An 18,305-nucleotide genomic window follows, 5' to 3' on the forward strand; every position below is an offset into this window, starting at 1 on the left:
TGTATATTTTGTCTACTATAATTAGCTCAATGCAGTTTTAATGCGTTTTATAGCTTCTTTTATTTGTTCTTGTGAAGCAGCATAAGATATTCTAATACAATCAGAATTTCCAAAGGCTTCTCCAGTAACGGTTGCAACGTGAGCTTCTTCTAATAGGAATAAAGAAAAATCTGTTGCATTGTTAATTGTCTTTCCTTTTAAAGTCTTCCCGAAGTAGTAAGATACATTAGGAAATACGTAAAAAGCGCCTTCTGGGACATTAGTTTTAAAGCCTTCAATGTCATTTAATAAATCTAGTATTAGGCCTCTTCTGGTTTTAAATTCATCAACCATATACTGTACTCTTTCAGGAGACTCTGTAAGTGCAGTAATTACAGCACGTTGAGCTATACAGTTAGCACCTGATGTAATTTGACCTTGCATTTTGTTACAAGCTTTAGCAATCCATTCAGGAGCTCCAATATATCCTATTCTCCAACCTGTCATTGCAAATGCCTTAGCAACACCATTTACGGTAATTGTTCTATCGTACATGCTTGGTATAGCAGCAAAACTAAAGTTTTTTGCGCCATAGCTTATATGCTCATAAATCTCATCTGAAAGGATGAAAATATCTGGGTATTTTTCAAGAACTTCAGCTAAAGCTCTATATTCTTCTTCAGAATAAATGCTACCACTTGGGTTATTAGGAGAGTTGAAAAACACCATTTTGGTTTTTGGTGTAATTGCGTCTTCTAACTGTTGAGGAGTGATTTTAAAATCGTTTTCAATAGTAGAAGGAATCTCTTTATAAGTTGCTTCGCAAAGTGTTGCAATTGCAGAGTAGCTTACCCAATAAGGAGCTGGTAAAAGTATTTCGTCACCAGGATTTAAAAGTACTTGAGCTACATTGGCAATTGATTGTTTTGCACCAGTAGAAACTACCACTTGGTTAGGTGAGTAGTTTAAGTTATTATCTCTTTTGAATTTTAAGCAAATAGCCTCTTTTAACTCTACATAACCGTCTACAGGAGTGTAGGAATTGTAGTTGTCGTTTATGGCTTGTATTGCTGCTTCTTTGATAAAATCTGGAGTATTAAAATCTGGTTCTCCTAGACTTAGTCCAATAACATCAATACCTTTGGTTTTTAATTCTCTTGCTTTTGCAGCCATTGCCAACGTTGCAGAAGTTGGTAGGCTGTTAATTCTGTCGGATAGTTGGTTGTTCATTTACGTTTTTTAATTAAGCTTGCTGTAATGAAGGCTTCATTCCCATTTCTTTTAAAAATTTAAAATGAGCAATGATCGCTTTTCTTGTTGTCTTATATTCTTTGTATGGTAAATTGAATTCTTTTGCTGTTTCCTTTACAATCTTAGAGATTTTGGTGTAATGCACATGGCTAATGTGAGGAAAAATATGATGCTCAACTTGATGGTTTAATCCACCTGTAAACCAGTTTACAATTCTGTTTTTTGTTCCAAAATTAACTGTGGTTTTAAGTTGATGGATTGCCCAAGTATTTTTCATGGTTCCGTTTTCTTCAGGAAGAGGCATTTCAGCTTCATCCATAACATGAGCTAATTGAAATACTACACTTAAAATTAATCCTGCAACATAGTGCATTACAAAAAATCCGATAAGTATTTTCCACCAAGCAATATCCAAAATCAACATAGGTAATACAATCCAAATGCTAACATAAATGATTTTTGAAATTACCAGTTTGCTCCAGTTTACTACAGGATTTGGAAATTTACCATAAGACAGTTTACGTTTCATATAGCGTTTCATCTGTTGCCAATCGGTTGTAATTGCCCAATTTATAGTAAGTAATCCATATAGTAAAATAGAATAATAATGCTGAAATTTATGGTGCTTGTACCACTTTGCATGTTTAGAAAATCTTAAAATACGTCCAGCTTCTAAGTCTTCGTCATGCCCATGAATATTAGTATATGTGTGGTGTAATACGTTGTGTTGAACTTTCCAGTTATACACATTACCTGCTAAAATGTAAATACTACTTCCCATTAAGCGGTTTACCCACTCTTTGTTTGAGAATGAACCATGGTTACCGTCGTGCATTACGTTCATTCCAACTCCTGCCATACCAATTCCCATAACTACAGTTAATAATAATTGAGCCCAACCAGGAATGCTGCTTATTGTGAGAATTAAAAAATAAGGTAGTAAAAATAGAGTGAACATCACCACAGTTTTAACCCAAATTTTCCAGTTACCAGTACGTTTTATATCGTTCTCTTTAAAGTAGTCGTTTACGCGCTTGTTTAGGGTTCTAAAAAATTTTGCGGGATCTTTTCTTGAAAATGATAATGTTTGATTTGTCATGCTATTAGTTTTTTTTGAATATGCAAAGTTTAGGGCCAACGCATATCAAGGAGCAAATATAAATAATAAAAGCTGCGACATAGTTATATAAATGCTAAAAATATCCACACAAAAATGTATACTTTTGTTGAAAATTGAATAAAATGCAGTTAATACTGAAATATTTTCCAGATCTATCTGAAGATCAGATTCAGCAATTCCAAAAACTAGAATCATTGTATCAAGATTGGAACCTTAAAATAAATGTAGTTTCAAGAAAAGATATTGATGAGCTGTATTTAAGGCATGTGCTTCATTCTTTAGCTATTGCAAAGGTGATAGAGTTTAAAGCAGGATCAAAAGTTATGGATGTTGGAACAGGAGGTGGATTTCCTGGAATTCCTTTGGCAATTATGTTTCCTGAAACTCAATTTCATTTAGTGGACAGTATTGCTAAAAAACTTAAAGTGGTTGATGAAGTTGTGGAAGGATTGGGATTAACTAATGTAAAAACCACTCATACTCGCGTTGAAGAAATTAATGATACCTATGATTTTATTGTAAGTAGAGCTGTAGCTGCTATGCCTACTTTTGTACATTGGGTAAAAGGTAAAATTGCTAAAACACAGAATCACAATTTGAAGAATGGAATCTTATATCTTAAAGGAGGAGATTTATCAGAAGAGTTAAAAGATTACCGAACGGCAACCTTGTATGATTTAACCGAATTTTATTCTGAACCCTTTTTTGAAACCAAAAAAGTGGTGCATTTGCCAATGAAGTTTAAAGGATAATTAAAAAAGCCGAACGTAACGTTCGGCTTTTTTATTTCTATAAGTTTTGAAGTTATTTAACTGCTATTTTTGTTTTGTAACTGATACCTTCTTTATTTTCAATATTTAAAACATACACTCCAGAGTCTAAATTTAAAGGAATAGTAGTTCTGCTACTTAAGGTTGTGTTTGTGGTATTGTAAACTAATTTCCCAGTAATATCAATTAAAGATATTGTAGCGTCATTAACGGTTGAATTGCTTAAAATTAATAACTCGTGGTTAATTGGGTTTTTACCAATTTTTAGTGTAGCTACATTATCAAATTCAGAGTTTGATAATGTTTCAGGCATAATTTCATCTAATGCAAAAAGTACATTAGCTTCAGTTAATTGAACATGATTTTCATTATCTGTTGGCATGTACCAGTTAACAAATGGTGTGCTGTTTGTAGTGTCTTCTGTACTATCGTTGCTTAGATTAATGTTGTGATACCAGTTAATTTCGTTGTTGGTTGACTCTAAAGCCATCGCACTTACAGATGGTATAAAATTGAATTTATCAATTTGTAAGGCAGCAATAAAATCGCCAACTAAACCTTCGGAGCCTAAACCATCAGTAAAGCCACCTAAGTCAAAAAGCCCACCAGAAGCAGCATCAACACCATCAGAAAAGCTAGGAGCTTGTGCATTCACTTCGATATCAAAAATTGTTATGGTTCCAAAGAAATTAGCTTCAACTAATATTTTACTAATTAATTGACTTCCATCAGCTGTTGCTGGAGTTAAGTTAACTCCAATTTGTGCTGTCGTAGGAAGAGGTGTGTCAGGAACATTAAAAGTATCGTCAATTACCGTAAACCCAGGAGTAACATTGGTAACACCATCTTTTGCTTTGTAAGGAGATCCTATTCCGCTACCGTTTATAATAGATACATTTCTAGTGTTTTGAGGAAATCCTGTTGGAGTTAAGCTGTTTATATTGGCATCAAATATTATTTTAAAAGGATGTGGCTCTGGAAGAAGTTTTGTTGGGTCAAACTCCACATCGCTACCTGATGCTAAATGCGGTTCTAAATGATCAACCAATAATTGTCTTGCGGCTGATGATTTTAATAGACCATTTACTACTGGTTGTAATTCAGCAACGTTTAAATCTTCTCCAAGACCAAAAGCTAAAAAGTTAAATTGGTGTTGAAACCCTAAAGGAACATTAGCTCCATGGTGTGGAGCGTCAAAAGAAATCCAAAGTCTTGTTTCGTGGTCAAGAGTTTGATTTTCCATGTAGTTTAATGCGTATCTTGAAATTAATCCTCCCATGCTTGGGCCAATAATAACCAGTTCTTCTTCACCTACTTTATTAGCGTTAAGTGTATTGATTAATTCCACTAGAAGCATAGCGTTGCGTTCCATAAAATCAGCTCCACCATCAATTAATGTGCTTCCAGGGTAATCTAACTCATCAATAACCATATCAGCATTGGTGTCCGTAGCATCATCAACATTTAGCAATGTATTATCAGATAATCTTAAATATTGTGGAAAGTTTAAAACTACAACATCAAAACCTTCAGCTCTAACAAGATCAGCAAGATTTTGAGCACCACTTGTTCCTGTGAAATCTAATAAGCTGTAAAGACCATTAATATCTCTTGTGTCTCCTGGATCAAATCCATCTACAAGAATAATAGGTTTATCTAGTATTCCGTCAACAAAATCAGGAAATATTTCATATTCACCTAATCCAGCAAAACTTGCAGTTCCTGAATAGGCTGATAAATCGGCAGTAATTGAAGATTCAAACTCTACAGTTTGAGCTTGAACAAAGAGAGGAAATACTAATAATAGCAAAAAGTAATTTTTCATCATGGATAATTAATTTGAATTAATGCTTTCAAGATACAAAGTTACATTTGGTTAAAGAGGTGTTATTTAATGTTTTAGGATGAAGTGCAAAAAAAATCCTCAAACGGTAAGGTTTGAGGATTTATGGTCTTGAAAAATAGTATTTCTTATCCTAAAAATGGATACCTGTAATCTGTAGGAGTTACAAAAGTTTCTTTTACCATTCTTGGTGATACCCAACGTAATAAGTTTTGAGCAGAACCAGCTTTGTCATTGGTTCCTGATGCTCTTGCACCACCAAAAGGTTGTTGACCAACAACAGCTCCTGTAGGTTTGTCATTGATATAGAAGTTACCTGCACTATTTTGTAATGCTTTTGTAGCCTCATCAATAGCATATCTGTCTGTTGCTAAAATAGCACCTGTTAATGCGTATTCGCTAGTTTCGTCAACTAATTTTAGAGTTTCAGAATATTGGTTTTCATCATACACATAAATAGTGATTACAGGGCCAAATAATTCTGTACACATGGTTGTGTATTTTGGGTTTGTAGTCACAATAACTGTTGGTTCAATAAAATACCCTTTAGACTTATCATAGTTTCCACCTACGATAATTTCAGCGTCTGCATCAGCTTTTGCACCATCAATATATTTTGCTAATTTATCAAACGAGCCTTCGTGAATAACAGCTGTAATAAAGTTGCTCATATCTTCTGGAGAACCCATTTTAAATGATTTAACATCTTCTATTACAAAGTTTTTAACATCTTCCCAAAGGTTTGAAGGAATATAAGCTCTAGATGCTGCACTACATTTTTGTCCTTGAAATTCAAAAGCACCACGAACAATAGCAGTTGCTACTTGTTTAGCATTTGCAGATTTGTGAGCAACGATGAAATCTTTTCCTCCAGTTTCACCTACAATTCTTGGGTAGGTTTTGTAGTTGTGAATGTTGTTTCCTATTTGTTTCCAAAGGTCTTTAAAAACGTGTGTAGAACCTGTAAAGTGTAATCCAGAAAAATCAGGACTAGCCATTACTGTATCAGTAATCATAACAGGATCTCCAAACACAACGTTGATAACACCATCAGGAACACCAGCTTCTCTAAATACATCCATGATAACTTTTGCAGAGTAAATTTGGCTATCACTTGGTTTCCAAACAACAACATTCCCCATTAAAGCCATACAAGCTGGTAAGTTTCCAGCAATAGCTGTAAAGTTAAATGGAGTAACTGCGTAAGTGAATCCTTCTAGCGGACGATATTCAATACGGTTCCAAGCATCGCTTGTGCTTTCTGGTTGGTCCATGTAAATGTCAGTCATAAACTGAACATTAAAACGTAAGAAATCTATCAGCTCACAAGCCGAATCAATTTCTGCTTGATGAATTGTTTTAGATTGCGCTATCATTGTAGCAGCGTTTATTTTAGCTCTGTAAGGACCTGCGATTAATTCGGCAGCTTTTAAAAAGATACCAGCACGATGTTCCCAAGGTAATTGAGACCACGTTTTTCTTGCTTCAAGTGCAGTTGCTATAGCTTCTTCTACGTGAGATTTTTCAGCTAAATGATACGTTCCCACAATATGTTGATGATCATGAGGAGGCGACATGGTTCTGGTGTTACCTGTTTCAACATCTTTTCCGTTGATATATAAAGGTACATCCACTTTGCTATTGAACATTTCTTTGTATGCTTTTAAAACAGCTTCCCTTTCAGGAGATCCTGGAGCATACGATTTTACAGGTTCGTTTACAGCTATTGGTACGTTAAAGAATCCTTTTCCCATGATTTTATTTTAATGATTTATGGTATAAATTTTTGATGTGCAAAGTTACAATTTTTTAAGGACTTAAATGAAGATGCTTTTTTAAATCGAAGTTAAAGTATTGGTTATTTTTTTGTAAGTTGTTTGCTTTATTTTTGACAAATGTGTTCATGTTTCAACAGAAATCCCTAATGAATGATTAATAGCGGAATAATTTTAACTCTTGCTTATCCTGAAACCATTGTATCTCATGCAGAAGAGTGGTATTCACCTCTTTTAAAATATATAGGAATAGGAAGTAAAACACATGTGCGTGCTGGTCATGCAGCCTTGGTGCTTATTGATAGAGTAACTGGAGTATTGGAGTATCATGATTTTGGTAGATATATTACTTCTGAACCTAATGGTAGGGTTAGAGGGATGGATACCGATCACGAACTAAGATTTCCTTTAAAAGCTGTAATAGAAAATGGTACAATAGTTAACCTGGATGAGATTCTTCAATTTTTAGGAACACATCCTAGGCTAACTCATGGTGATGGAACATTATATGCTTCGGTTTGTGATGAAGTGAATTATGATTTGGCGCGAACACATATTACTAAGATGCAAAACAAACATTTTATACGTTATGCTGCTTTTATAAAAGAAGCTTGTAATTGTGCGCGTTTTGTGACCGATGCACTAATTGCGAGTGTCACTAATAAGTCAATTAAAAAGAAATTGATAATTTCTAAATGGTTTACACCAAGTACAATAGGTAATGTTGTACTTGCTAAAACTGTTGGAGATGTGTTTTTGGTTTCAGAAACTGGAGCGATTTCAAAGTTTAATTCTTCAGTAGGTAAAGAAAATAGACGTTTGTTTTTAGATAGACTGAAAGGTTATAATCCTAGTGTAATAGGAACTTTAGAACCTAAACACAATGCTGAAAAAGAAAATCATGCACAATGGTTAAGTGGTATTGCAGCTGGAGCTTGGTTTGAATTACATGATTTTACTAACGAGATGGAATATCGTTTTAGAAGAATTTCGCCTTACGGAACTATTGATGTTGATGGTATTTATACTATTAACCAAAAAGGATTCGATTACACCTTAGAATATGAATTTATACATTACTCAAACTGTAAGTTTTTTCATGTTGAGCAAAACCAAGTCGTTTATAAATTTGATTTCTTGAAAAGCACTAATTAAGAGCAAAAGGAGCGCTTAGCTTAAAAGAAGGAATAATAACTTTAAACTTATTAGTGTTGGTAAAGTTTACCATGTTGTAGTACCCTTGCATTGCACCAAAAGGAGAGGTTAGTAAACATCCAGAATTGTATGTGTGCGATTCTCCTGGTTTTAAAACAGGTTTCTTGCCAATAACACCTTCACCTTCTATAATTTCGGTATTGTTTAATGCGTCCATTATTTTCCAGTATCTGGAATTGAGCTGAACCGAATCTTTACTTTGATTTTCAATAGTTACTTTGTACCCAAAAGCAAAGTGCACTTTATAATTTTTATAAAAAGTGCCCTCAAAGGTTGTCTCTACTGAAATTTTTATTCCGCTTGTAACTTGTTGTACCATGTGGGGATTAGAACAATGATAGTTGTTAAATATAATAATATTTTCTTTTAGTCGCTATTATTTCACAACAAATAGACTAATTTTTAACAACTTAACACTATTTTTTCTTTGTTATGCTAAATTTTTAGTTTTAACGAACGTTTCTAAGGATTTGAAAAAGTTTGAGATATCGTTTTTATCAATAGAACTGTTTATGGTAACGAGCCTAATAAAGTCAGTGTCGTTAAAAGAACCATAGCCTACCATTAATTCTGCACTTTCATAAAGTTTGGTGCAAAGTGTTTTGGCATCAATAGCTTTGTAGTTGAAACAAACTGATATGGAGTCTTCAAAACTATAAAGTGTATAGTCAGGATGCGCTTTTATATAATCTCTAGCATAATCGGCTATTTCAAATTGCTTATCAACTATTTTTTCTAAACCAGTAGTGCCAACCGATTTCCATAGTGTCCAAAATTTTAAAGCATCATTTCTCCTTCCGCATTGCAATGATGTTTTTCCTAAATTGAAATCATCACCATCAGTTTGGTATAAATATTCTGCATCGTTAGAAAATGACTGATTTAAATATTTTTTATCCTGAACAACAATTATCGAACAGCTTAGAGGTGTCCCTAGCATTTTATGAGCATTGATGCTAAACGAATCTGTTTTTTCAATACCACTCACTAAGTGTTTGTACTTTTTACTAAAAATAACCGATCCTCCATAAGCACCATCAAGGTGTAACCATAAATTATATGTGTTACAAATAGGGCTTATTTCCTCAACGTTATCAAAAGCACCTAAAACCGTTGTGCCTGCTGTAGCATTGACAAAAAAGGGTTGGTTGTTGTTTGCTAAATCTTCTTTGATTTTAAGTTCAAGGTCGCTAGCAAGCATTTGTCCTTCGGCATTAACCTTAACTTGTCTTACTTGGTCTCTTCCAATTCCCATTAATGCAGCATTTTTATTAATGGAGTAATGTGAAACTTCTGAAGTATAAACAATCATTTTACTGTTTACGCCAGCAGTTCTTACAGTACTGTTATGTTTGTCTCTAGCCATTACCATAGCCATAAAATTACTCATAGAGCCACCAGGAGCAAAAGTGCCATCGCTGTACTTGTCATATCCAATTATATCGCAAATGTTATGTAATATGGTTTTTTCAATACCAACTTGAGGTCCTGCAACTTTATAAGTATACATACTATTGTTTAGCATGACAGCTAACAAATCACCTAATGTAGCTTTACTCATTCGGCCGCCAAAAAGCTGATTGAAAAACGATGTTGAAGCAGTTTTAGGAGTACTTTTTATAATTTCTAGTAATGTTTTTTTTAAGTCTTCGTCTAAACTTGGGTGTTCATTGAGCGAAAGGTCTAAAGTTTTATAGAGCTTATCAGTGTCTATAGGTTTTGCTACAGGTTGTTGTTTTTCTTCTTTAAGAAGGATTTCTGCTAACTCATTAAACAATTTTAAATCTTTATTCATAAATTGGGCTAATTGGCTTTAAGGACTTCAAGAAACATTAAAAATATTAAAATTTAAATTTATAGCTATTGAAACCTATATTTACTTTAAATGAATTAATAAATGCTTTGTCTCAATCTTCAAAGGATAATTACAAAACCATTTTTAAAAATTTAGTTTTAGATAAAAATGTGTTGGACGAATACCTAAACTGGTCAACTAAAAAGTATGTTAGAAATGGTATTTATAAAAGCGACAATTTTGAACTGATTTTATTGTGTTGGGAAGCTGGTCAAGAAACCCCAATACACTGTCATAGTGGTGAAGAGTGTTGGATGTATTTGATAGAAGGCGAAATAGAAGAAGTGCAATACCATAAGCATGAAAATGGCGACGTTGAAGCTAAAGGAATTCGAAAAATAGCTAATCAACAACAAGCTTATATTAATGATGCAATTGGTTTACATAAGTTAAAAAACAATTCAAAAGGAAGAACAATTAGCTTGCATCTCTATGCAAAACCTATAGAATCTTGCAGTTATTTTGATGAACAGTCAAAGACCTTTATCAAAAAAAATCTAAGCTACGATACTTACAAAGGAGAAATCCTTTCTAGCAAAACAGTGTCTTCGATTTAATTGGAAATATTCACCGAAGTACCTTCTCCTAAACCGATCAATCTATCAAAACGCGCACCCAAATCTCTATAATACACTAGTACTTTGTAGTTGTTTTCGGTTTGGTAAAAGTTTCCACTTATTGCACCTTCATCTAGAGTTCCTTTGTCGTCAACTACAACATATTTATAGTTGTAGAATCCTTGTTTAAGCTTAAATGAAGTTTGGTAAACTTCAGCTTCAGGATTGTAAACCATTTTATTCATGTTATCTAACGCGTAGTTGTTGAAATTACCATAGACGTATATAGATTTTCCGTCTAAAAGCTCAGGGTAAAGCAATGAAAAATGCATCATAGTGTAATCGGCTTCAATGGTAACATTGTCAGTATTTACAGCTGTTATAAGAAAATTACCGTTAATATCAGGATTGTAAGTGTATGGTCTGCTTGCTCTCTCTTCATTTGTAAATAAGTAGTTGTGGTAAATCTCCTTGAGGTCAATAAACTGTACGCCTACGTTGGCAACCCTAACATCTTTGTTTTCAAAAAACAAATATTCATTTCCAGCCCAAAAACTTGATTCTGTATTGTATCTATACATAAGTTCATTTCCTAAAACATATTGTGGTTTTAGGTTTGAGATAGCTGTATTTAAATTATTATTTTGAATAACTAGCGTTTTTATGGTTTCCATTGGGTTGTTGAAATTGACATTGTTAGTTGCAATTACAAAATCAACCGATTGTTTTTCGTTAATGAACTTTACATCTCTTGAGCGTTTTATAGTAACACCAACGTTTACAATATCTTCATAAACCATAAATTTTCTTGAAAACATCAACTCATCATAATCATCATATATAAAAATCATGTAGTTACCACTTTTTAAAATACCACGAGTTTGCGCGTTTGGTATTTGAAGCTTGTAATGCGAATAAATTTGATACGTATTAAAAGAGTTTTCATAATCGCGAATACGCTGGTTGTCAAAACCACTTAGGTATTCAGACTTTACAAGTTGAGAAGGCGTCCAATCAAAATTATAGTGCACTATTTCGTAGTAAAAATCGGCTTCATCACCATTTAAAGCATCAAACTCTAGTATTAAAGGCTCGCCTAAACGGAGTATAGGCAGTTGACTTTCAGAGGTGTTTCCTTTAAAAGTTATAGTGCTAATATACTCAGGAGGATTGGTTTCTTCAATTTGCCCAAAAGTTAAAAGTGGTAGGCAAATTAAAAATATTAAAAGCTGTATGGTCTTTGTCATCAAAATTATACGGTTGTCTCTGTAAAGATACACAAATTTTATGCCTAATTAATTTTTGTTATTTAGAATTGATATAAATAAATAACTTGAGGTGTTTTCAAATTATTTTTAGCTATTAATTCGTAAATTTGCAGCGATTTTTTAGACAATTAATTTCAATATCAAACATATGTCAAACGACATTAAGATTAAAAAAGGTCTGAACATAAACCTTAAAGGTGACGCTGAGAAAACGACAGAAAATGCCATTATCAGCAATTACTGCACTATCAGGCCAGAAGATTTCCATAGCATAATTCCTAAACTTGTAGCAAAAGAAGGCACTAAAGTAAAAGCAGGTGAAACTGTATTTTACAACAAAGATGCCGAAGACATGAAGTTTGTGTCTCCTGTTTCTGGTGAAGTTGTTGAGGTTGCTCGTGGAGAGAGAAGACGAATTATGGCAATTAAAATTCAAGCAGACAAAGAGCAAACGTATGTTGACTTTGGTAAGTTTAATTTAGATGCTGCCGATGCTGATAAAGTGAAAGCACACTTGTTAGCTTCTGGTTGTTGGCCATTTATTAAACAACGTCCTTACGATGTTATTGCAAACCCAAACAAGTCGCCTAAAGCGATATTTGTATCAGGTTACGCATCAGCTCCTTTAGCAGCAGACTACGATTATGTGCTTCAAGGTAAAGAAGCTGAAATGCAAGCAGCAATAACAGCTTTAGGGAAATTAACTGAAGGACAAGTACATGTATCGGTTGGTAAAAATTCCAATTCACCACTTGCAGGATTATCAGGTATTACACTACATAAAGTGTCAGGTCCTCATCCTTCAGGAAATGTTGGTACTCAAATCAATAAAATTGACCCAATAAACAAAGGTGAAGTAGTTTGGACGATTAATCCACAAGATTTAGTTGTTATTGGTGAATTGTTATTAACTGGTAAATTCAATGCAGAGCGTATTGTTGCTTTAGTTGGATCATCGGTTAAAAAACCAAGATATTTTAAAACAAAAATAGGAAGCGAAATAGCAACTATGGTTTATGACAATGGTGTTGATAAAGATGGTAACGACCGTATTATATCAGGAAACGTGTTGTCAGGAAAACAAATTAAACCAGATGGTGCTCTAGACTATTACAGTAATACAGTAACAGTTATTCCTGAAGGTGATGACTACGAGTTTTTTGGATGGAATAAACCTGTATTTAATAAGATTTCTACTTCAAGAGCGATGACGTTTTCTTGGTTAAACCCTAAGAAAAAGTACGATTTAAATACCAATACAAATGGTGAACATCGTGCGTTTGTAGTAACAGGAAGTTACGAAGAGGTTTTTCCTTTAGATATATATCCAATGCAAATTCTTAAAGCATGTATGTATCAAGATTTAGACGAAATGGAAGCTTTAGGAATGTATGAAGTTGCACCTGAAGATTTTGCCTTAACAGAGTTTATTTGTGTGTCTAAACAACCACACCAAAAAATAATTAGACAAGGTTTAGACTTAATGCTTAAAGAGATAGGATAATGAGCTTAAAAAGTAATTTACATAACTTAAAAGAAAAGTATAAAGGCACCAAAATGGCGCCTGCGTTTAACGCATTACATACGTTTTTATACTTACCTAACGAGACTACTCATGGTGGTACTCATATAAAAGTAGCTGACGATTTAAAGCGTACCATGAACACGGTTATCATGTCATTGATTCCATGTTTAATTTTTGGTATGTTCAATGCTGGTTACCAGCACTATTTAGCTTTAGGAGAAATTAGTCAAGCTACAGGTTTTTTTGATTCTGTATTTTGGAGTTGGGATAACTTAGTAATAGGACTTTGGAAAGTATTACCACTGGTAATTGTGTCTTACGGAGTTGGTCTAGCAATTGAGTTTGTTTTTGCAGTAATTAAAGGTCACGAAGTAGAAGAAGGTTACTTAGTTACAGGTATGCTTGTGCCACTAATAGTACCAGTAGATACACCATTATGGATGTTAGCAGTTGCTGTAGCTTTTGGTGTTGTAATTGGTAAAGAAGTGTTTGGAGGAACAGGAATGAATATTCTTAACCCTGCATTAACTATTCGTGCCTTTTTATTCTTTGCATATCCTACTTGGATGTCTGGAGATAAAGTATGGGTTCATGGTGCTGTAGCAAGAGATAAAGCTATTGCTGCAGGTGAGAATCTTGATGCTATTTCGGGTGAAACTATTTTAGGAAGTTTAGCACAAGGAAAAGAAATAACCTATTCTGTTTGGGATATGTTTACAGGATTAATTCCTGGTTCAGTAGGTGAAACTTCAGCAGTATTAATTCTTTTAGGAGGTTTATTCTTAATCTTTACTAAAATAGGAAGCTGGAGAATTATGTTGTCATCTGTACTTGGTGCATTGGTAATGGGATTAATTTTCAATGGTGTTGTAGATGCAGGATGGATAGGAGAAGGAAGCAAGTTTTATGGATTAATGAGTACTGAGTTTTGGCATCATTTACTAATTGGTGGATTTGCCTTTGGTACTGTGTTTATGGCAACCGATCCTGTAACGGCTTCACAAACCAACAAAGGAAAGTGGATTTACGGATTCTTAATCGGATTTATTTCAATATTAATTAGAGTATTCAACCCAGCATATCCAGAAGGTGTAATGCTTGCAATTCTATTAATGAATGTGTTTGCACCAACAATTGATCACTACGTGGTTCAAGGAAATGTGAAAAGAAGAATGAAACGTTTAAAAGCAAAAACAGCTTAAAATGAGTAATAAAACAGATAGCAACGTATATACAGTATTGTTTGCCATAGGAATGGTAGTAGTAGTAGGTGCTTTGTTAGCTTTTACAGCAGCATCACTTAAACCTACAATTACAAAAAATGTTGAGTTGGAAATGCAGCAAAACATCCTATATGCAATGGGTGTAAATGAAAACGACGAGAGTAGTGCAAACTTTGTATCTACTGATGTAGCACCAGAATTATTTAACAAATACATCACAAAACAATATGTTATTTTAAATGGTGATGTAACCGAAAATGATGAAGCTTACTTAATTGATATCAAAAAAGAAAAAGCTAAAGGAGATGCTTCTAAAAGAAGATTGCCATTATTTGTAGGAGAAAAAGACGGTAAAACGTACTACATCGCTCCAATAAGAGGTAAAGGACTTTGGGATGCTGTTTGGGCATATATAGCTATGGATGAAAACATGGTGATACAAGGTGCTTATTTTGACCATAAAGGAGAAACTCCAGGTTTAGGTGCAAACATTAAAGAACGTTATTTTATGGACGACTTTATTGGTGAGCATTTATTAGATAGCCAAGGAAACTTTAAAGGTGTTGCAGTGTCAAAAAGTAATGCTGACCCAACTAACCAAGATAAGACAGATAATGAAGTAGATGCTATTGCTGGAGCAACAATAACTGGTGATGGTGTAGCAGCAATGATTAAAGGAGACTTGTCGTTGTATGTACCTTATTTTAAAAACTTAAACAAATAATCTTATGGGATTACTTTCAAAAAAAGACGCAAAATTAATAACAGATCCATTAGCAGATAACAACCCAATTACTATTCAAGTATTAGGTATTTGTTCTGCTCTGGCTATTACAGCACAATTAAAGGCATCTATAGTAATGTCATTGTCTGTATTATTTGTAATGGGAGTAGGTAACGTGGTTATTTCATTAATCCGTAATATTATTCCATCAAAGATTAGAATTATTGTTCAGCTTACAGTTGTAGCTGCATTGGTAATTATTGTTGACCAAGTGTTGAAAGCATATGCATATTCTTTAAGTAAAGAGCTTTCAGTATTTATTGGATTAATCATTACCAACTGTATCATTATGGGACGTTTTGAGGCTTTCGCTTTAGGTAATGGACCATGGAAATCGTTTTTAGATGGTATTGGTAACGCTTTAGGATATGCAGTAATTCTTGTTATTGTAGGTTTCTTTAGAGAGCTGTTAGGTTCTGGTACTTTATTAGGATTTAAAGTATTAGGAGACCCAATTGAAAAAACAGGATTATACGCTATTGGTTACGAAAACAACGGTTTTATGCTATTATCACCAATGGCATTGATAGTTGTAGGTATCATTATTTGGGTACAACGTAGTAGAAACAAAGATTTAATAGAAGACTAAAATTGACTTGTCATTCTGAACTTGATTCAGAATCTCATCAAAATATAGAATATGGAACATTTAGAATTATTTTTCAAATCAATTTTTATAGATAACATGGTATTTGCCACGTTCTTAGGAATGTGTTCTTACCTAGCAGTATCTAAAAAGGTAAGTACTGCAGTTGGTCTTGGAGCAGCTGTAATATTCGTATTAGCAGTAACTGTACCTGTAAACTGGTTATTGGACCAATACATTTTACAACCAGGAGCATTAACGTGGTTAGGAGCAGAGTATGCTGATTACGATTTAAGCTTCCTGTCATTTATCATGTTCATCGCTACCATTGCAACTATGGTACAATTAGTAGAAATTGTGGTAGAGAAGTTTTCTCCATCATTATATAACTCTCTTGGTATTTTCTTACCACTTATTGCTGTAAACTGTGCAATTCTTGGTGGATCATTATTTATGCAATCAAGAGAAATTGAAAGTATTGGATTAGCGTTTAACTATGGAATTTCTTCAGGAATTGGTTGGTTTTTAGCAATTCTTGCTATTGCAGCTATTCGTGAAAAAATACGTTATTCAAATGTTCCTGCTCCTTTAAGAGGATTAGGAATTACATTCATTATTACTGGTTTAATGGCAATTGGGTTTATGAGTTTTGGAGGAATGTTAACTGGTGGAGATGATGAAGCAACAAAAGAGCCTGAAACAGCACAAGTTGAACAGGTAGAAGAAAAAGAACAAAAATTAGCTGAAAACACGACTACAATAAACGAGTAATATGATATTAGCAGCAGGTACATTAGGAACAATTTTAGCAACCGTAGCGGCCTTTTTAATAGTAACACTACTATTGGTAGGTTTGTTATTATTCGTAAAACAAAAATTATCACCATCAGGTCCAGTGACCATTAAAATTAATGGTGAAAAAGAAATAGAGGTTGCCTCAGGAGGAAGCTTACTTACAACTTTAGGAAGCCAAAAAATATTTTTACCATCAGCTTGTGGTGGAGGTGGTACATGTATTCAATGTGAGTGTCATGTATTATCAGGTGGAGGTGAAGCGCTTCCAACTGAAACGCCTCACTTTACGCGTAAAGAGTTACAGCATGGAGCACGTTTATCTTGTCAGGTAAAGGTGAAACAAGACATGGAAATTACAATTCCAGAAGAAGTATTTGGTATCAAGAAATGGGAAGCAGAAGTTGTACGTAACTATAACGTAGCATCTTTTATTAAAGAGTTTGTAGTTCGTATTCCAGAAGATATGAATTATAAAGCAGGTGGATATATTCAAATTGAAATTCCACCATGTGAAGTAAAATATGCTGATATTGATATTACTGCACATCCTGAAGAGCACGAAACACCAGATAAGTTTCAAGCAGAATGGGATAAGTTTGGTCTTTGGCCATTAGTAATGAAAAATGACGAAACAGTTGAAAGAGCTTATTCTATGGCTTCTTACCCAGCTGAGGGACGAGATATTATGCTTAACGTTCGTATTGCTACTCCACCATGGGACCGTAACAAAAACGGTTGGATGGATGTAAACCCTGGAGTTGCTTCGTCTTATATCTTTAATCAAAAACCAGGAGATAAAGTAACTATTTCAGGACCTTATGGAGAATTCTTCATCAATGAGTCAGAATCTGAAATGTTATATGTTGGTGGTGGAGCAGGTATGGCACCAATGCGTTCACACTTATATCACTTATTTAAAACCTTAAAGACAGGACGTAAAGTTACGTATTGGTATGGTGGACGTTCTAAACGTGAGTTGTTCTACTTAGAGCACTTTAGAGCTTTAGAAAGAGATTTCCCTAACTTTAAGTTTTACTTAGCTTTATCTGAACCATTAGAAGAAGATAACTGGAAAGTAAAAGAAAATATTGATGCACCAGGAGACGGATTTGTAGGATTCATTCACAACTGTGTTATTGATAACTACTTAAGTCATCACGATGCACCAGAAGATATAGAGTTATATTTCTGTGGACCTCCATTAATGAACAAAGCAGTTCAAAAAATGGGAGAAGATTTTGGTATCCCAGATGAGCACATTAGATTTGATGACTTTGGAGGTTAATAAACCTTCTGAATTAAATAAAAAAACCAGCATCAATTGCTGGTTTTTTTATTTGTATTCCATTATTAAAAATACAGCTGTACTGTCACCAATATTTAAAACTTCGTGAGTAGTTATGCTGTCTTTTTTAAAGCTATATCCTGAGGGTACATTCACTTCGCGAGTACCTTTGTAATCGGTAATTCTAAATTTACTGCCTTTTAAGGTATAACCAAAATGCGGATTATGATAATGTTTTTCATGTCCAACTCCTGGAGCAAAAGTACATTTTAATACTCTTAGCTTTGGGTTGTTTTCAATAACTTCACAAACAGCTTTTCCTTTCCAACCAGCTTCCAAAGGATCTGGTAAGTTTTGTTGTTTTTCTTTACAAGAAAGAATCAATGCTTGAGATAGTAATATAATTTGAGTTAATCGTTTCATCCGTTAAGAAAGATACACAATTTAAAGTTTTACATACCAAAATAAAGATAA

The 18,305-nt window shown here is 33.9% G+C and carries 17 protein-coding genes; 9 read left to right on the plus strand and 8 right to left on the minus strand.

Annotated elements, in window-relative coordinates; genetic code table 11:
* Window positions 1–21: 21 nt before the first annotated feature.
* Window positions 22–1,209, minus strand: a complete 1,188-nt coding sequence (locus ABD011_RS04575; protein WP_262732123.1) for a pyridoxal phosphate-dependent aminotransferase — start codon at window positions 1,207–1,209, stop codon at window positions 22–24.
* Window positions 1,210–1,222: 13 nt separating this feature from the next.
* Window positions 1,223–2,329, minus strand: a complete 1,107-nt coding sequence (locus tag ABD011_RS04580) for a fatty acid desaturase family protein (RefSeq protein WP_129759279.1) — start codon at window positions 2,327–2,329, stop codon at window positions 1,223–1,225.
* A gap of 143 nt (window positions 2,330–2,472) precedes the next feature.
* On the opposite strand from ABD011_RS04580, the gene rsmG reads away from it, so the two are divergent.
* On the plus strand, window positions 2,473–3,102 hold the full coding sequence (rsmG, locus tag ABD011_RS04585; RefSeq protein ID WP_131505960.1) for a 16S rRNA (guanine(527)-N(7))-methyltransferase RsmG: 630 nt from the start codon (window positions 2,473–2,475) through the stop codon (window positions 3,100–3,102).
* 52 nt (window positions 3,103–3,154) lie between these two features.
* On the opposite strand, the gene ABD011_RS04590 is transcribed toward rsmG, so the two are convergent.
* Complete coding sequence (locus tag ABD011_RS04590) at window positions 3,155–4,948, minus strand: T9SS type A sorting domain-containing protein (protein WP_343796155.1); 1,794 nt, start codon at window positions 4,946–4,948, stop codon at window positions 3,155–3,157.
* Between the two features lie 143 nt (window positions 4,949–5,091).
* Window positions 5,092–6,717, minus strand: a complete 1,626-nt coding sequence (gene pruA / locus ABD011_RS04595) for an L-glutamate gamma-semialdehyde dehydrogenase (protein WP_343796157.1) — start codon at window positions 6,715–6,717, stop codon at window positions 5,092–5,094.
* 174 nt (window positions 6,718–6,891) lie between these two features.
* Here pruA and ABD011_RS04600 point away from each other — a divergent pair, with 174 nt between their 5' ends.
* Window positions 6,892–7,893 carry a DUF6695 family protein gene (locus tag ABD011_RS04600; RefSeq protein ID WP_343796160.1) on the plus strand — a complete coding sequence of 334 codons (1,002 nt, stop codon included), beginning with the start codon at window positions 6,892–6,894 and terminating at the stop codon, window positions 7,891–7,893.
* Here ABD011_RS04600 and apaG read toward each other — a convergent pair.
* Entirely contained in the window at window positions 7,886–8,272 is a 387-nt protein-coding gene (apaG, locus tag ABD011_RS04605; RefSeq protein ID WP_129759274.1) for a Co2+/Mg2+ efflux protein ApaG, read from the minus strand. The genes ABD011_RS04600 and apaG overlap by 8 nt on opposite strands.
* Window positions 8,273–8,383: 111 nt before the next feature.
* On the minus strand, window positions 8,384–9,748 hold the full coding sequence (locus tag ABD011_RS04610) for a pyridoxal phosphate-dependent decarboxylase family protein (RefSeq protein WP_343796162.1): 1,365 nt from the start codon (window positions 9,746–9,748) through the stop codon (window positions 8,384–8,386).
* 68 nt (window positions 9,749–9,816) lie between these two features.
* Between ABD011_RS04610 and ABD011_RS04615 the strand changes: the two genes are divergently transcribed.
* Complete coding sequence (locus ABD011_RS04615; RefSeq protein ID WP_343796164.1) at window positions 9,817–10,365, plus strand: cysteine dioxygenase; 549 nt, start codon at window positions 9,817–9,819, stop codon at window positions 10,363–10,365.
* Here the strand turns inward: ABD011_RS04615 and ABD011_RS04620 are convergent.
* Window positions 10,362–11,612, minus strand: a complete 1,251-nt coding sequence (locus ABD011_RS04620; RefSeq protein WP_129759271.1) for a type IX secretion system plug protein — start codon at window positions 11,610–11,612, stop codon at window positions 10,362–10,364. The two genes, ABD011_RS04615 and ABD011_RS04620, sit on opposite strands and share 4 nt — an antisense overlap.
* 169 nt (window positions 11,613–11,781) lie before the next feature.
* Here ABD011_RS04620 and ABD011_RS04625 point away from each other — a divergent pair, with 169 nt between their 5' ends.
* The 6 genes from ABD011_RS04625 to nqrF are packed head-to-tail and all read left to right on the plus strand — an operon-like array spanning window position 11,782 to window position 17,831.
* Window positions 11,782–13,137, plus strand: a complete 1,356-nt coding sequence (locus tag ABD011_RS04625; RefSeq protein WP_129759270.1) for a Na(+)-translocating NADH-quinone reductase subunit A — start codon at window positions 11,782–11,784, stop codon at window positions 13,135–13,137.
* The gene (locus tag ABD011_RS04630) at window positions 13,137–14,360 is read left to right on the plus strand and encodes an NADH:ubiquinone reductase (Na(+)-transporting) subunit B (protein ID WP_343796167.1); all 1,224 of its coding nucleotides are present in this window, start codon (window positions 13,137–13,139) and stop codon (window positions 14,358–14,360) included. The genes ABD011_RS04625 and ABD011_RS04630 overlap by 1 nt, the downstream gene beginning before the upstream one ends.
* A gap of 1 nt (window position 14,361) precedes the next feature.
* The gene (locus ABD011_RS04635) at window positions 14,362–15,105 is read left to right on the plus strand and encodes a Na(+)-translocating NADH-quinone reductase subunit C (RefSeq protein WP_129759268.1); all 744 of its coding nucleotides are present in this window, start codon (window positions 14,362–14,364) and stop codon (window positions 15,103–15,105) included.
* A gap of 4 nt (window positions 15,106–15,109) precedes the next feature.
* The gene (locus tag ABD011_RS04640) at window positions 15,110–15,754 is read left to right on the plus strand and encodes an NADH:ubiquinone reductase (Na(+)-transporting) subunit D (RefSeq protein ID WP_129759267.1); all 645 of its coding nucleotides are present in this window, start codon (window positions 15,110–15,112) and stop codon (window positions 15,752–15,754) included.
* Window positions 15,755–15,805: 51 nt separating this feature from the next.
* Window positions 15,806–16,522 carry an NADH:ubiquinone reductase (Na(+)-transporting) subunit E gene (nqrE, locus tag ABD011_RS04645; protein ID WP_262732113.1) on the plus strand — a complete coding sequence of 239 codons (717 nt, stop codon included), beginning with the start codon at window positions 15,806–15,808 and terminating at the stop codon, window positions 16,520–16,522.
* Between the two features lies 1 nt (window position 16,523).
* Window positions 16,524–17,831 (plus strand): NADH:ubiquinone reductase (Na(+)-transporting) subunit F, encoded by a 1,308-nt coding sequence (gene nqrF / locus ABD011_RS04650; protein ID WP_131505953.1) that lies wholly within the window; start codon window positions 16,524–16,526, stop codon window positions 17,829–17,831.
* Window positions 17,832–17,879: 48 nt separating this feature from the next.
* Here the strand turns inward: nqrF and ABD011_RS04655 are convergent, their stop codons facing one another.
* Complete coding sequence (locus ABD011_RS04655; RefSeq protein ID WP_343796171.1) at window positions 17,880–18,254, minus strand: cupin domain-containing protein; 375 nt, start codon at window positions 18,252–18,254, stop codon at window positions 17,880–17,882.
* Window positions 18,255–18,305 lie beyond the last annotated feature (51 nt).

This window comes from Gaetbulibacter jejuensis (genome assembly GCF_039524015.1).
GTDB classification, from domain to species: Bacteria; Bacteroidota; Bacteroidia; order Flavobacteriales; family Flavobacteriaceae; genus Gaetbulibacter_B; species Gaetbulibacter_B jejuensis.